Annotated in this window: 16 protein-coding genes and 1 pseudogene; 11 read left to right on the top strand and 6 right to left on the bottom strand. The window is 55.3% G+C overall.

Translation table 11 applies throughout. The features are described from left to right. From AC2FJF_RS24070 to AC2FJF_RS24060, 3 genes and pseudogenes are all read left to right on the top strand, one after another. The coding region (locus AC2FJF_RS24070; RefSeq protein ID WP_496727520.1) for a hypothetical protein at positions 1-611 on the top strand (611 nt) is incomplete at its 5' end. A 394-nt stretch (positions 612-1,005) separates the two neighbouring features. After that, positions 1,006-1,224 (top strand): annotated as a pseudogene (locus AC2FJF_RS24065) (IS5/IS1182 family transposase); the annotation flags it as partial. Positions 1,225-1,653: 429 nt separating this feature from the next. Further along, positions 1,654-2,283, top strand: coding sequence for a helix-turn-helix domain-containing protein (locus AC2FJF_RS24060; protein ID WP_496727519.1), 630 nt, complete (start codon positions 1,654-1,656; stop codon positions 2,281-2,283). On the opposite strand, the gene AC2FJF_RS24055 is transcribed toward AC2FJF_RS24060, so the two are convergent. Genes AC2FJF_RS24055 through AC2FJF_RS24035 form a run of 5 tightly spaced genes read right to left on the bottom strand, consistent with a single transcriptional unit; the run spans position 2,261 to position 6,620 of the window. After that, complete coding sequence (locus AC2FJF_RS24055; protein ID WP_496727518.1) at positions 2,261-2,758, bottom strand: GNAT family N-acetyltransferase; 498 nt, start codon at positions 2,756-2,758, stop codon at positions 2,261-2,263. The two genes, AC2FJF_RS24060 and AC2FJF_RS24055, sit on opposite strands and share 23 nt — an antisense overlap. A 24-nt stretch (positions 2,759-2,782) precedes the next feature. Beyond that, positions 2,783-3,850, bottom strand: coding sequence for a heme-dependent oxidative N-demethylase family protein (locus tag AC2FJF_RS24050; RefSeq protein ID WP_496727517.1), 1,068 nt, complete (start codon positions 3,848-3,850; stop codon positions 2,783-2,785). A gap of 13 nt (positions 3,851-3,863) precedes the next feature. After that, entirely contained in the window at positions 3,864-4,826 is a 963-nt protein-coding gene (locus AC2FJF_RS24045; RefSeq protein WP_496727516.1) for a PDR/VanB family oxidoreductase, read from the bottom strand. Beyond that, positions 4,823-5,419, bottom strand: a complete 597-nt coding sequence (locus AC2FJF_RS24040; RefSeq protein WP_496727515.1) for a dimethylamine monooxygenase subunit DmmA family protein — start codon at positions 5,417-5,419, stop codon at positions 4,823-4,825. The genes AC2FJF_RS24045 and AC2FJF_RS24040 overlap by 4 nt, the downstream gene beginning before the upstream one ends. 55 nt (positions 5,420-5,474) lie before the next feature. Continuing rightward, positions 5,475-6,620: an aminomethyl transferase family protein gene (locus AC2FJF_RS24035; RefSeq protein WP_496727514.1), complete on the bottom strand. Its 1,146-nt coding sequence runs from the start codon at positions 6,618-6,620 to the stop codon at positions 5,475-5,477. A gap of 339 nt (positions 6,621-6,959) precedes the next feature. Here AC2FJF_RS24035 and AC2FJF_RS24030 point away from each other — a divergent pair, with 339 nt between their 5' ends. From AC2FJF_RS24030 to AC2FJF_RS24000, 7 genes are all read left to right on the top strand, one after another. Continuing rightward, complete coding sequence (locus tag AC2FJF_RS24030; protein WP_496727513.1) at positions 6,960-8,336, top strand: ammonium transporter; 1,377 nt, start codon at positions 6,960-6,962, stop codon at positions 8,334-8,336. An 11-nt stretch (positions 8,337-8,347) separates the two neighbouring features. Continuing rightward, the gene (locus AC2FJF_RS24025; RefSeq protein ID WP_108861028.1) at positions 8,348-8,563 is read left to right on the top strand and encodes a hypothetical protein; all 216 of its coding nucleotides are present in this window, start codon (positions 8,348-8,350) and stop codon (positions 8,561-8,563) included. Positions 8,564-8,710: 147 nt separating this feature from the next. Beyond that, positions 8,711-9,640 (top strand): class II glutamine amidotransferase, encoded by a 930-nt coding sequence (locus AC2FJF_RS24020; RefSeq protein WP_496727512.1) that lies wholly within the window; start codon positions 8,711-8,713, stop codon positions 9,638-9,640. 1 nt (position 9,641) lies between these two features. Next, positions 9,642-10,325 (top strand): protein GlxC, encoded by a 684-nt coding sequence (locus tag AC2FJF_RS24015; protein WP_496727511.1) that lies wholly within the window; start codon positions 9,642-9,644, stop codon positions 10,323-10,325. A 20-nt stretch (positions 10,326-10,345) separates the two neighbouring features. Then, positions 10,346-11,674 (top strand): FMN-binding glutamate synthase family protein, encoded by a 1,329-nt coding sequence (locus AC2FJF_RS24010; RefSeq protein ID WP_496727521.1) that lies wholly within the window; start codon positions 10,346-10,348, stop codon positions 11,672-11,674. An 80-nt stretch (positions 11,675-11,754) separates the two neighbouring features. Beyond that, positions 11,755-13,083, top strand: coding sequence for a type III glutamate--ammonia ligase (gene glnT, locus AC2FJF_RS24005; RefSeq protein ID WP_496727510.1), 1,329 nt, complete (start codon positions 11,755-11,757; stop codon positions 13,081-13,083). Positions 13,084-13,096: 13 nt separating this feature from the next. Further along, complete coding sequence (locus tag AC2FJF_RS24000; protein WP_496727509.1) at positions 13,097-13,438, top strand: hypothetical protein; 342 nt, start codon at positions 13,097-13,099, stop codon at positions 13,436-13,438. Positions 13,439-13,480: 42 nt separating this feature from the next. Here the strand turns inward: AC2FJF_RS24000 and AC2FJF_RS23995 are convergent, their stop codons facing one another. Further along, positions 13,481-13,900, bottom strand: coding sequence for a group II truncated hemoglobin (locus AC2FJF_RS23995; RefSeq protein ID WP_496727508.1), 420 nt, complete (start codon positions 13,898-13,900; stop codon positions 13,481-13,483). 129 nt (positions 13,901-14,029) lie between these two features. Between AC2FJF_RS23995 and AC2FJF_RS23990 the strand changes: the two genes are divergently transcribed. Further along, entirely contained in the window at positions 14,030-14,875 is an 846-nt protein-coding gene (locus tag AC2FJF_RS23990) for a DMT family transporter (RefSeq protein ID WP_496727507.1), read from the top strand. The last annotated feature ends 121 nt before the right edge of the window (positions 14,876-14,996 follow it).

Below are 14,996 nucleotides of genomic sequence, written 5' to 3'. Positions count from 1 at the left end.
GTTCGCCCAACTGGCAGGGTAAACCGCTCACCAATTCCACTAATGCTCTGCCATCTGAAAAGTTTGCGACAGAACCCGTTTGCATCATTTTTTTCGGCGAGCCGTTTGTAAGTCTCGCGCTTGGGGACAAGTATGCAGCGGTCATTCCCATTCTCGCATGGCTTGCCATCATGCAGGGAATTCGAGCGTCGCGCAGTGGCAGCACCACTATGGCAGTCGCAAAAGCTCGAACTGAAAACGCCATGATCGCCAATATCGTCCTTGTGAGCGCTTTACCTCTCGTGTGGCATGCGGCGTACCACCAAGGCAATATTTTGTCGGTTATCTGGATAGGTATAGCTGCAGAGCTTGTCAGCGCGATTGTCTCTCTGGTTCTATTACGCCGGCGCACCAATTTTTCACTTTCACCGATCATTTTACCTTCGATTTTTACGCTTTTGTTTTTGGCGGTGAGTGGCGTTCGAACAAATGAAACGTTGCAGGTGAGTATTATTTCACAGACCAACTGGGGGGTGGTTCTATCCGTCGCCTTTCTGATTGCGGCAATCGCATCAATGAAAGAGTTGCGAACTTATGTACGCCGTCGAGCCATGCCCAACTATACTGAGTAAAGCGGATGGCATTGCCTCTGTATCTCTAGAGCGGTTGCTCAAACCTGGATATGGACTTAATTGGCGTCGGTGGATTCAATGTCCATCAACTACAAACGTCACCGATTTCCTGGTCAGATCATTGCACACGCGGTGTGGTTGTAAACTTGCTTCAATCTGAGCTTGCGGAAATTTGAGGAGATGTTGTTGCGAGGCCGGCAGGGTCGTACAGGCGACGTCTTGTACCTCGATGAGGTTGTTGTGGTATGTCGGGCCGTTTTTGGCGTCAGCGCTTTTGGTTCCATATAGCCGTATTGGATAAGAAAGAGTCCTTGGCTCATCGCAACCACTGAGGAGTGGATGATAAGAAAGACAAGGAAGAGCCCTGACGAGAAGATCGTCAAAGATATCAAACGGGCTGTGCGCATGTATCCCGGGCTGGAAACAACACAAGCGGCTCGCGCGAAGTGACAAGCACCGCTACAAACCGCGCAACCACATTATGATCATGTTCGGTAGGCTCAAAGAATGGCGGAGAGTGGCGACACGCTACGACAGATGCCCAAAAGTCTTTCACTCGGCAATCGTTTTGGCTGCACTCGGCACTTCCTGGCTATGTGCCCTGAAAGGGTAAGTGGCATTCTGTTTTCCTGACCACAATCGCTTAAACCCGAGGTCGGACTGCTAAGCTGGAAAAGAATGTCCATCGATCGGCGATCCAACACATATGTTCCAACCTCCAACCCGGCATTGGCGCTGCAGGTGGCTTTTTTGCCTCTTTCGGTCGCAAGCGATTATTAGAAATGCTTAATGCCGGGCGCGATCGTTGCGATACGCAGAGGTTCGATCAACGATGTCAGGCTCCCCATCGAAAAGCCATCAAACCGTGGAATTCTGATCTCTGGTCTTTTTTCTGCCAGCATGATTATTTTACTATCAGGAAAAATTAGGTGCTATGATACTTCGAATGGAATGGGTTTTCCGCTGCTCCTGCTTGCAGAACCAGTTTGGACAAGTGTAGCAAGACATTGAAAGAGTAAAATTGAAAAAACGCGACAAAGAAATGGCGGCAAATCTGACTCAGGACCCACATTCCGTTCGTTCGGGTAACAGAGAAAAAGTTCTTGAAGTTGCCATCGGCCGCGAGGTTCGTGCCTTTCGCAAGCAGCAGGAAATAACCGTCGCGGAGCTGGCCCAGCTAACCGGATTGTCGATTGGCATGCTATCCAAGATCGAAAACGGAAACACGTCACCGTCCTTGACGACCTTGCAGTCGCTGGCGGATGCACTTTCGGTTCCTTTGACAAGCTTCTTCAGACAGTTCGAAGAACGCCGCGAGGCGGTTCATACAAAAGCTGGTGAAGGCGTCGAGCTGGAACGTGAAGGAACACGCGCAAACCATCAATACAATCTGTTGGGGCATATCGGCGCCAACGGATCAGGTGTAATTGTCGAACCCTACTTGATCACTCTAACCGCTAAATCCGACGTGTTTCCAACATTTCAACATGGTGGAATCGAGACGATTTACATGCTGGAAGGCGAAGTAGATTACCGCCATGGGGACCAGATCTACCCCCTGAAACCAGGTGACACCCTGTTCTTTGATGCGGACGCGCCCCATGGTCCGGAACGGTTGGTTAATCTGCCGGCCCGCTACATATCAGTGATCAGCTATCCGCAGACAAACTGATCGGCTTGCGCAATCGGAAATCCGTGGGTCTGTCATAGCCTTCATGGCTACCGGTATTCACGATCGTGAACCCAAGCCTTGAAAAAACGCGTTGGTTTTCAGTAAGTTCCACGCGTGTTTCCAGCTCCAGCGCAGGCAGACCAAGCTCAGTTGCACGGCTTGCAGCATGATCCACCAACTTGCGGCAGATACCTTGCCCCCGCAGTCCTTCCTGAACTGCAAGCTTCCCCACGTACAGGCAGTCAGGTTTGGGCGTCAGAAACATACATGCGAATAGCGGTCGGCCGATGGCCCAGATTTCACCACCATCCTGACAATGCGCCCGCATCCCTTCTACCGTCAGCCTATGGATAGAAGACGGGGGGTCGATCCGGGCATCCATGAATTGAAATGACGCACGAAGCAGCGCAAGCGCGTCATACAACGCAAAGCTATCGCTCGGAATGAGCCAAGGCGTGATGTCCGGATCAACCATTTGAGCAACGGCACTTCACAGTGCTCACTTTGACAATGGCGGTTCCGTTTCCAAGTCCGGCCTAATCCCCGGCGATGTGGGTAACCCGTCGTCAAACTGGCTAAGATAGTCCAGCATCATCGGGCGGTTGTCGATGAACCCTTTGTAAGTCGCCAGTTCTTCGGGCAGGTCCCGAATAACCCGGTGCAGACGGCGGCCCCATTTGGGAACAGTCATCAGATCCTGAAAACTGCACAGATAGCAGCGGATCGGGAACACCAGCGCATTGGAGCGCGGCAGACGGAAGAACGTCTGCAACTCGACCCGCAGATGTTGCTTGTGGGCGATGTTTTCGGGCGTCAGCGTGGTCTTTTGGATGCCCCATTTGTGATAGTTTTCCGGGCTTGTATCTAGCAAAGGATTCACCGTCATGGTCCAGTTGAGACGCCGCGCGGGGGCGCCCTGCTGAATATTCAGCAGGAATTTCAATGCGCGCTTGAATATCCCCATCTCATGCGCTTTTGGAACCGGCGCGTGCCATTCGAAAAAGTTCATTCCGATGTCAAAATCCAGACTCCAGTCGGCTTGGGTCGTCACCATTCCGGCGTCCATCCACAGCATCTCGTCGCGCTGATCAAGTACGGCAAAATCGCCCTGTGCCTGACGGGTGATGTATTCCATCGGCCCATAGGGCAGCGTGGTTTCATCCATGAAGGTAAAGCTGTGATCGATGCCCAATGGCTTGTTGATCCAGCGCCACTGATTGCCGTTGCAGTGTAGCTCAAACAAGTCCGGGTAATCCTCGGACTTGCTAACCATGATCAGTTCCAGCAAGTCCCAACCGGCCAGTGTCATATGCGGCAACGACTGACAACGCAGCGGGTCCTGATCCAGAACCATTGCGCGATCTTTCATCTCTGAGACGTAGTGCTCGTCCACATCGAACCGCATTTCATAGACCGAGCCCTCGGGTCCACCGCGATGTTGTTCCATGTTGACCGAGTACATGTAGCTGTCTTCGTGGAACGGGAACGGAAAGCGTTTGATCGCCCATTCCGAGTTGTGGAATGTGTAGTCGTCGCGAAAGGATTCGTCGTTGAATTGAATGGTCATGTCGGGCCTCCTCTCAGCGGTCCAGCACGAGGGACTTGCCCTCGAAACGCGATACGCAGGGCATGATCTTCTTGCCTGCTGCCTTTTCTTCATCGGTCAGCCAGTGATCACGATGAACAAAGTTGCCGTCGTGATCCAGAACCACGGTTTCACACTGACCGCAGGCACCACCACGGCACAGATAAGGCGCATCGACGCCTTCTCGTTCGATGGCTTCGAGCAGGCTTTCGTTCTCGCCGACATGAACGACTTTGTCTGAGGCCGCCAGCCGCACCTCGAACGGCTTGCCGGGCTGAGGTGCCAAGAACTCTTCGTAATGCACGCAATCTTCCGGCCAGCCTTCGGCGGCGGCTGTGTTGCGCACCCAGTCGATCATACCCTTGGGGCCGCAGACATAGACATGCGTGCCCAGAGGTTGCCCGCTCAGGAGGTTCTCCAGATCAATCTGCTTGTTCTGATCGTCGTAATACAGATGCGTCTCATTGGGATGCCGGTCGGTCAGCTGGTCCGCATAAGATGCCAGCGCGTGATTGCGGCAGGCATAGTGCAGCTCCCAATGTCCGTGCAGCAGTTCAAGTTGTTTGATCTGCGCTAGAAACGGGGTGATCCCGATGCCACCGGCCAGAAACAGGTGCTTGCGGGCGCGCAGGTCCAGTGAAAACAAGTTGACCGGATAACTGATGGTCATCTCATCACCCAGCTTGACCTGGCGGTGCATGAACAGTGAACCACCCCTGCCCTCGTCATCGCGCCGAACCGAGATCGTATAGGATGACTGATCAAACGGATCCGACATCAGCGAATAGGGATTAAGCCGCGTGATGCCTCCATCCCGCATTTCAACAACCGTATGCGCGCCACCCGAAAAGGTTGGCAACTGGCCTCCGTCGATGCGTTCGAACCGGAACCGCGTCACCAACTCGTTCAGCGGGGTGATCTCGGTCACTTTGACTTGGATTTTCTCGGCACCGCTCATTCGTAAATCCCTTTCGGCTCGGGCACGTTGCCATGGTCTTCGGCATCGACACGGACGCCCTGATAGGCGGCTAGGCGGCGGGAATAATGGTCGCGCACAAACAGGTTCAGCCCGCAATGCGCGCAGACAAACGGATCAACCTCGACATCCTCGGTGATGCCCTTGCAGTGCACACATTGCATCCGGCGCGCGACTGATCCGCGATGTTCGGTCTGGATTGCCGTGTGCGGCAGGCCAACGGCCATCACTTCGTTCATGGCCTGACCCATCATACCCTCAGAGCCGGTCAAATAAACCTGCAATCCCATATGAGCATCTTCCAAAACGCGGCGAATGCGCTGCAGCGAGGCTTCATAAGATGGACCTTCGTAGAATTGCGCTGGCTTCACTGCCTGCAGTCGCTCAACGTAATCTGTTCCCTTGGGAATGTAGATCAGATGGGTTTTGGCCATCAGGTCGGGTGTTGCGATGTCAAGAACGGCTTCGGCCCCTTCGGCCTCAGCGATCATGAGATGGTGTTCGCCCGGGCGGACCTCTAGCGTGCCCCAGACCGGGCGGCTTGCGATTGACTTGGGAAATTCGAACTTTGACATTGTGCCCTCAAATAGGAAAAGGGCGCCACGGTGTGTCCGTTGCGCCCCCTTAAACTCAGCCCTTTGCGGTTCTGATCGATTTGTCCTGATCGTAGAACGGCATTTCTTCCGCAGTCGCCGCTATTTCTGTCCCATCACCGTTGCGCACTGTCAGCTTGGTGCCGGGTGAGGCACAGGCGACCGGCATTCGCGCGATACCTACGTTGTGCCCGTTGATTTCGGAATACATGCCAAAGGTGACAACCCCGACCTTCTCGCCGTTTTGCAGCAGGTCCGCACCCTCATCCGCAGGGGTCGTGCCGTCAAGTTTGACGCCGTAGATCTTGAACCGCTCCTTGCCTTGCGCGGCATAGTGGTTCTCGGCCCCAATAAAACCGGTTTTCCCGGGTGACACAGTGAATTCCAAACCCAGTTCCCAAAGCGTATCACCGCATGTTTCGTCGTCGAACGGGTAGGTCTCCGAGTTATCTCCTGGGTAAAACAGCAGATAGCTTTCGGTGCGCAGCAGATCGAGTGTCGAGAACTGGACCGGCACGATTCCCATGTCTTTGCCCTCGGCCAGAATGTTGTCCCACAGGTGTACTGCGTGCTTGGCCTGACAGAAAATTTCGTACCCGCGCTCACCGGTGTAGCCGGTCCGCGAAATCATCACCGGGCAGCCATAGAGTTTGGTTTGCATGATCCCAAAATAAGCAAGATCACGAATTCCGGGGATGTGCTTGGCCAAAAAATCAACGGCCACTGGTCCCTGCAGCGACATATCGTGCATGTCGTCGTCAAAAATGACCGCGCAGTTCTTGCCCGCCGCCACCAAAGTCAGCTGCTCCATGCCCGTGCCGGTGCCGTGCACCACAAGCCATGTGTTCACCGACAAGCGATAGATGATGCAATCGTCAACGAATTTGCCTTCAGCATTCAGGATCGAGGCGTAGGTCGAACGACCCGGCATGATCTTTTCCACGTTCCGCGTGGTGACCCGATCAATGACATATGCGGCATCTTCACCGACCACGTGAACCTTTTTCAGGCCGGATACATCCATGAGACCAGCTTTGGTTCGGATGGCTTCGTAGTCGGCTTTGGCGCGCTCTGGGCTGTGGTCGTAGAACCATGCGGTTCCCATGCCGTTCCAGTCCTCAAGTTCGCCGCCGATCTCGGCATGGCGCTGCGCAAGGGCGGACGTCCTCCAAAGAATGGCCATGGTTCAGCTCTCCCGTTGATTGCTTTTTGTTGCCATATTGAGGCTGATGTCAGATTGAAAATCAACACCTCTGTGCAGAATATTTTCCTGATGGGAATATTTGCCTTCAATTTCTGAACCCTTAGACGGGGGCTTAGAGTTGAAGGAAACCCCTTATTTTCATGAAGAAAAGCCAGTTTTCGACCCTTCAAATTGAGAATGCGACACCACCGGTAAAGATGTTTGCCCCACATATCTATTGACAGGTGCCCCACGAGATTGTCCCCTGAGTAGATAAAATTTCCCAGCAGGAAAACTTCGCAGAGAGACCTCCTGCTGCAACAACAGGGAGACTACGAAGTGGATGGCAATCTAAATGCTCTCACGACGATCTTTACCGAGTTCTACTACTGGGTAACTGTCGTTTTCATGTTCCTCATCCATGTGGGCTTTTGCATGTACGAAGTCGGCGCAAGTCGTGCCCGTAACCATATGCACACATTGATGAAAAACATCATGATCATCCCTCTGGTGACGGTCACGTTCTTCTTCTTTGGATGGTGGATCTACTGGGCTTTTCCAAACTTTCCGTTCTGGGGCGGTCTGGACACTGAAGCGGGCGCAGCGAATCTGCCTTGGGCCGATACGATGGCGACCAATGTTAGTGACAGAATCACTGGCGTTTTCTGGGCGGCATTCCTGCTGTTCTCTTGGACGGCGGCCTCGATCGTTTCGGGTTCCGTGATCGAACGGATCAGGTCTTCGGCGCTCTGGGTTCATGCGGTCATGATCGGATCGGTCTGGTGGATCATCGACGCTGCGTGGGGCTGGCACTACGGCGGCTGGATGGTTCGCATTCTCGGCTACCATGATGCATATGCTTCCGGTGTAATTCACGCAATTGCAGGCGGTTACGCATTGGGTGTGATCATGGTTTTGGGCCCGCGCCTAGGCAAGTTCGCCAAGGACGGTACACCACGGGACATTCCTCCGCACAATCCGTGGCTACTGACGATCGGTATCTTCCTGATCTACACTGGTTTCTGGGGCTTCTATGCCGCGTGCAACGTGCCAGTGATTTCACCTGAAGGGATCGATGGGCAGATCACCGGCGTCACCTGGACAGCAACCAATATCTATCTGGCTCCGACGACCCTGTCGGCGATCACCTTCAACTTCCTCATGTCGCTATCCGGCGGTCTGATGGCTGCTTACGTGATCTCGAAGGGTGATGCGTTCTGGACTTTCTCGGGTGGGCTTGCCGGAATCATCACCGCCTCGGCCGGTAACGACCTGTATCACCCAATCCAAGCGATGATCATTGCCGCCATCGGTGTCGTGATCGTGTACAAGCTGCACTACTGGGTCGAACGCCGGTTCAAGCTGGATGACGCCGTTGGCGCCGTTGCGGTGCACGGTTACGCCGGGTTCGTTGGTCTGGTGATCTCGGGGTTTGTTCTGTGGGGTGTCCCGTCATCGCCTTACGAAGGTTACGCGACGATCAACCCGATCGGGCAGATCACCGGCGCGGTCATCATGTTCTTTGTTCTGGGCTTCCTGCCCGGATGGGCTCTGGCCAAGATTCAATCTTCAATGGGCGTGCTGCGCATCCCGGAAGAGGTTGAGCTGCAGGGCCTCGATTACGCCGAGCACCATGCCTACGAAGATGCCAAGGCAGCGATCATCGAAGCTGACAAACAGGAATTGGCTGCCCGTGCTGGCGCGGCAGCGAAGTAAAGGAGAAAGACATGTCTACGAATGGATACACAAGCTGGGCTGTCGATCTTGCCGAGGTCGGTCCGATCTACCCCTTCCAAGGCTACGAAGTTCTGATGGTCATCATTGGCGTGGTCTTCTGGATCGGCTGGCATCGCATTCAGTTTGTCCGGGAAGGTGAACACCTTGAGAAGGCCCGCCACACCGGCGACGAAGAGAAGGTGAAGGCACAGCTGGAACGATACTGATCCAGCTTTAAGAGCTGGCAATGGGCGTGAAATCAGAGGTCGCGCCCATTGCCTGTTAGGAAAAAAACTTTCCTACTATTATTGATGTCCCCAAGTTTTGTTGATACCGTCGAATCATAGTGAAACACACAAGGAGATCTGCCAGCCATGTGCGGAATTGTTGGATTATTCCTCAAAGACCAGTCTCTTGCGCCCCAACTGGGTAACATGCTGACGGACATGCTGATTACGATGACAGACCGCGGCCCCGATAGTGCCGGTATCGCGATCTATGGCGCAGAGTCGGCAGGCAAAACCAAGATTACAGTCCAGTCGCCCAACCCCGATGCTGACTTTGTCGGCTTGGCTGATGAGCTGGGTGAAAAGCTGGGCGCAACGGTTGGTCAGACAAACAACGACACACACACCGTTCTTGAAATTCCCGCCGGTCAGTACGAAGCCGCACGCGCTGCGCTGGCCGAAATCCGCCCGTCGGTTCGGATCATGAGCCGCGGCGAAAGCCTCGAAATCTACAAGGAAGTTGGCCTGCCTAAAGATGTTGCAGACCGATTTAACCTCAACGGTATGAGCGGCACCCATGGCATTGGGCATACGCGTATGGCGACCGAGTCCGCCGTGACGACAATGGGCGCACACCCGTTCAACACCGGGCCAGATCAGTGTCTGGTCCACAATGGATCGCTGTCCAACCACAACTCGTTGCGCCGCAAACTGCGCCGTGAAGGTGTGGTTATCCAGACCGAGAACGACACCGAAGTGGGTGCCGCATATCTGACATGGAAAATGATGAACGGCGCGACACTTGGTGAGGCTCTGGAGACCAGCATTGATGATCTGGACGGCTTCTTCACCTTTGTTGTTGGCACTAAAGATGGGTTTGGCGTCGTACGTGACCCAATTGCCTGTAAGCCAGCGGTAATGGCCGAAACAGACCAATATGTGGCCTTTGGTAGCGAATACCGAGCTTTGGTGAACTTGCCGGGTATTGAAGACGCCCGGGTTTGGGAGCCTGAACCCTCCACCGTATATTTCTGGTCGCACAACGACAGCCCTACAACCCACGAAAAGGCCGCCTGATATGCAGACCTATGATCTAGAGGCAGACGGGCTGCGCGGACTGAACTCGTCCCTGCAGGCACAAAACGCCGAGACCAATCAAACCCGATGGGAAATTGTGAACCCCAAAGGCAGCCACGCAATCGCAGTCGGACTGGACGCTCCGATTGAGGTGACGGTCAAAGGTTCGACCGGTTACTACTGTGCAGGCATGAACCAGCAGGCGACCATCAAGGTTGAAGGCTCTGTTGGTCCGGGCGTTGCTGAAAACATGATGTCCGGTCAGGTCATCGTCGATGGTGACGCCAGCCAATACGCCGGAGCGACTGGCCACGGCGGATTGCTGGTGATCAAAGGTAATGCCAGCTCGCGCTGCGGCATCTCAATGAAAGGGATCGATATCGTCGTGCATGGCAGCATCGGCCACATGTCCGCCTTCATGGCCCAGGACGGCAATCTGGTAGTCTGCGGGGACGCAGGGGATGCGCTGGGGGATTCACTCTACGAAGCCCGGCTGTTCGTGCGTGGTACGGTCAAGAGCCTCGGCGCGGATTGCATCGAGAAGGACATGCGTCCCGAGCATCTGGATATCCTGAGGGATCTGCTGGCCCGCGCGGGCAGCGACGCCAAGCCAGAAGAGTTCAAACGCTATGGTTCGGCCCGTCAGCTTTATAATTTCGACGTTGATAACGCCGCCGCTTACTGAGGAAGAAGGGTATGAAAGATATGGACGATCAGATCCCCCGCACCCTGCCGATCCAGTCGGCGACATTTTCCAACCCGATCAATGCCGAGATCCGTCGCGCCGCTGCGACCGGCATCTATGACATTCGTGGTGGAGGGGCGAAGCGGAAAGTACCTCATTTCGACGACCTTCTGTTTCTCGGCGCGTCGGTGTCGCGCTATCCGTTGGAAGGCTATCGAGAACGCTGCGATACCTCAGTAACGCTAGGCACGCGCTTTGCCAAAAAGCCGATCGAACTGGATATCCCGATCACCATTGCAGGCATGAGCTTTGGCGCATTGTCCGGCCCGGCGAAAGAAGCTCTGGGCCGCGGCGCATCCGCAGCGGGCACGTCAACCACCACCGGTGATGGAGGCATGACGCCAGAGGAACGCGGCCATTCAACCAAGCTGGTCTATCAGTATTTGCCTTCGCGTTACGGCATGAACCCGAACGATCTGCGCAAGGCTGACGCAATTGAGATTGTGGTCGGTCAGGGTGCCAAGCCCGGCGGCGGCGGTATGCTGCTGGGTCAGAAGATCAGCGACCGCGTGGCCGAGATGCGCACCTTGCCCAAGGGGATCGACCAGCGTTCCGCCTGTCGTCATCCGGATTGGACCGGCCCGGACGATCTTGAAATCAAGATCCTTGAGTTGCGGGAAATCACAGATTGGCAGGTACCGATCTACGTTAAGGTCGGTGCAACGCGCCCCTACTACGACACTGCTTTGGCAGTGAAGGCCGGCGCTGATGTTGTGGTGATGGACGGCATGCAGGGCGGTACAGCCGCGACGCAGGACGTGTTCATCGAACATGTCGGGCTGCCGACGCTGTCCTGTATCCGCCCCGCCGTTCAGGCACTGCAGGATCTGGGCGTGCACCGAGAGGTACAACTGGTCATCTCGGGCGGTATCCGCACCGGTGCCGATGTTGCCAAAGCGCTGGCGCTGGGTGCAGATGCGGTCGCCATAGGCACCGCCGCATTGGTGGCTCTGGGCGACAACGATCCCAAGTGGGAGGCCGAGTATCAGAAGCTAGGCACGACAACCGGTGCCTATGATGACTGGCACGAAGGACAGGACCCGGCGGGTATTACTACGCAGGACCCCGAACTGGCCGCACGTCTGGACCCAGTCGAAGCAGGCCGCAGGTTGCGTAACTACCTGAAAGTTTTGACGCTTGAGGCGCAGACCATCGCGCGCGCCTGTGGGCACAATCACCTGCACAACCTCGAGCCCGAGGACTTGTGCGCCCTGACAATGGAGGCCGCCGCCATGGCGCGGGTGCCGCTGGCGGGAACCAGTTGGTACCCCGGTAAGGAAGGGTTCTGAATAGATGCTGCGCGGCTCCCTGAGGGGGGCCGCGTTTTTGCTTTGACAAACCAAAAAACAACAGGGAAAGGAAAGCAATCGTGACGACAGATCTCGCAGCTTTCGCAAAAGAAAAAGGCGTCAAATACTTCATGATCTCATTCACCGACTTGTTCGGTGGACAACGGGCCAAACTGGTGCCCGCGCAGGCTATCGCGGATATGCAGGAGGACGGAGCGGGATTCGCCGGGTTCGCCACGTGGCTGGACATGACACCAGCGCATCCTGACATGCTTGCGGTGCCTGATCCGTCCTCGGTCATTCAGCTACCGTGGAAGCCCGAAGTGGCTTGGGTTGCTGGTAACTGCGTGATGGAAGGAAGCGATGTCGCGCAAGCTCCGCGCAATGTGTTGCGCCGCCTGATCGACGAGGCCGCCGCCGAAGGAATGCACGTTAAAACCGGCATTGAGGCCGAGTTCTTTCTGCTTACCCCGGATGGCGAACAAATCAGCGATCCGTTCGATACCGCCGAAAAGCCCTGTTACGACCAGCAGGCGGTTATGCGTCGCTATGATGTGGTGCGCGAGATCTGCGACTACATGCTGGAGCTGGGCTGGGGACCGTATCAGAACGACCACGAGGACGCCAATGGCCAGTTCGAAATGAACTGGGAATTTGATGACGTTCTGCGCACTGCGGACAAGCATTCCTTCTTCAAATTCATGACCAAATCGGTGGCCGAAAAGCACGGGCTTCGGGCGACGTTCATGCCGAAACCGGTCGAAGGTCTGACCGGAAATGGCTGTCATGCCCATATCTCGGTCTGGGATGCGCCGGGTGACGCCGCCAAAACCAACGTGTTTGCAGGCGAAGGCGACGGCCCTACCGGTGAAGTTGGGCTGGGCGAACGCGGAAAACACTTCCTCGGCGGTATCATGAAACACGCCTCAGCACTGGCAGCAATCACCAATCCTACAGTGAACAGTTACAAGCGTATCAACGCGCCGCGGACAATGTCGGGTGCAACTTGGGCACCCAATACAGTGACCTGGACAGGCAACAACCGGACGCACATGGTTCGCGTTCCCGGCCCCGGCCGGTTTGAGCTGCGTCTGCCCGATGGGGCGACCAACCCCTATCTGCTACAAGCGGTGATCATCGCCGCTGGTCTGTCCGGTATCCGGTCCAAAGCTGACCCGGGCAAACGTTGGGACATCGATATGTATGCTGAAGGCCACAAGGTGCGCGGTGCGCCGAAACTACCGTTGAACATGCTTGATGCCCTGCGCGAATACGACAAGGACAAGGAACTGAAGGCCATGATGGGTGCCGAGTTCTCATCCGCGTTTCTGAAAATGAAACATCAGGAATGGAACTCTTTCGTCTCTCACTTCTCACGCTGGGAAAAAGACAACACTTTGGACATCTAATCCGGATTGCAAGGTGGCAATTCTGGGCCGCGGCAAAAGCTGCGGCCCCGTTTTTGAGGCCCCAAGTGGCTCGCCAGGAACGTTCTCAAGTTTGAGCATACGCAAGGCGAGTCTCGGCGCAGTTAATGACCACATCGCCAAGCATCAAGACGACACGCAAATCGTACACTTCTACAAAGAGCGTTCTATTCCGCAACTGGACGAATTTGACCTTTTGCGCGTGATGCGCAGCCCGTTGGCCGTTTGGGAATTCAAGGCCAACCCTTTGTTAACAATCGAGAATAAAGCCATCAGAACACGGGTGCATGTTCTCGATCGACCGTATTTTGGCATTTGTTATGGGCATCAGCTTTGATCAGAACCGCAGAACACGTAACGTGATTGCCGCAAAGCGTCTCTACGTATACCCGGCATCTGCTGCCAACCGCCAATCTGGAACGTCATTGACCAGCATAAGCGCGGCCCGGCGAAGCGTCGCGCGCATCTTTTCCACAACCGGACCGGTCAATTCGCAATCCGCCAATGCGGCATCGAAAGTATCCAGCCAAAGCTCTGCGTCGGCCTTCCGGATGGGAATATGCGCATGGATTTCGCGCAGATCCATGTGGCCGAAACGTTCACGATAATAGGCACGTCCGCCGAGAAACCCGCTGAGAAATTCAAATTGAGCTTGTCTGGTGTGGTTTAGCCCATGTCCCCGAAAATGCAGCCTGTGCAACGAATGCGATGCCGGATCCGTTTCCAACCGGTCATAGAAACGCTCAACCAGAGCGCGCAGTTGGGTCTCACCACCAAGTTGCTCTATCGCAGATTCCATGTGCTGCCTTTCTGTATCTCTGGCACCTGAAATATTGCATAACAGGAAAATAAGTTTATCAACAGTGACATTCTGACATACTCATGCTCAGAAGCGGAACTAGGTGAAACCAGTAAGGGAGATGACGGATTGAACGCTCTGGTGCTTGGCCTTTTGGCGGCACTTTGCTGGGGGGTACACGATCTGGCAGTGCGCTATGTCAGCCAGTCTGTCAGCGTGATTGCTTCGCTCATGGCTGTGCTGATTTCGGGCGCAGTGCTGCAACTTGGTTTGGTTGTGATGATGGGTGAAGTCGACCCAATTCCTGGCACGGCATTGATCAGCGCTATTGCTGCAGGGGGGTGTTATCTGCTGGCGGGCGTCTGCATGTACGCCGCTTTTCAACGCGGCCCGGTCCGGCTGGTTGCTCCGATTGTTGCAAGCTATCCGGTGTTGTCCGTCTCACTGGCCATCTGGCGCGGCGCAACGGTCAGCCCGCTGCACTGGCTTGCCGTCATCGCGATTGGTGTTGGCGTTTCTGTTGTGGCTGCCCAATCTGAACGCGACGCAACCGAATACCCAGCAGCTGGCCCGACGGTGGTGCTATCGATACTTGCAGCAATCGGGTTCGCCGCCACCTTTGCGCTAGGACAATATGCAACCGAACATAATGACGAATACTCAATCTCCCTGGTTATTCGGCTGACGGCAGTATTTGCCCTAGGCATGATCGCCCTGGCATCCCGCAGATCAATCTGGCCCGGGCTGCGGGCTCTGCCTCTTCTCTGTGTCATGGGTGTTCTGGATGCTGTTGCCATCCTTTGCGTGATCGCGGCGGGCGGGTTGCCGAATGCGCAATTTGCCTCGGTGACAGCGTCCGTCTTTGGGCTGCTGACGGTTGTGTTGGCATGGGCTGTTTTGCGTGAAAAGATGATTCCACGCCAATGGCTTGGATGTTTGGTTGCGTTTGCGGGAATAGGCTATCTGGCTCTCTGAGGCGACCATTCCGAAAGCTCTTTAAAACAAAGTAATATCAGTTTCGTTAAGGCGCATTATTTGCGCCCTAACGCACCAGGTCAGGCTGTGAGGCCTTCTGGTTCTGGGAGTTTGTTTGCGC

The organism is Ruegeria sp. CDSB013 (assembly GCF_059611165.1).
The sequence above is the reverse complement of the archived record's forward strand: the minus strand, read 5'-3'. Positions and strand labels throughout refer to the sequence as shown.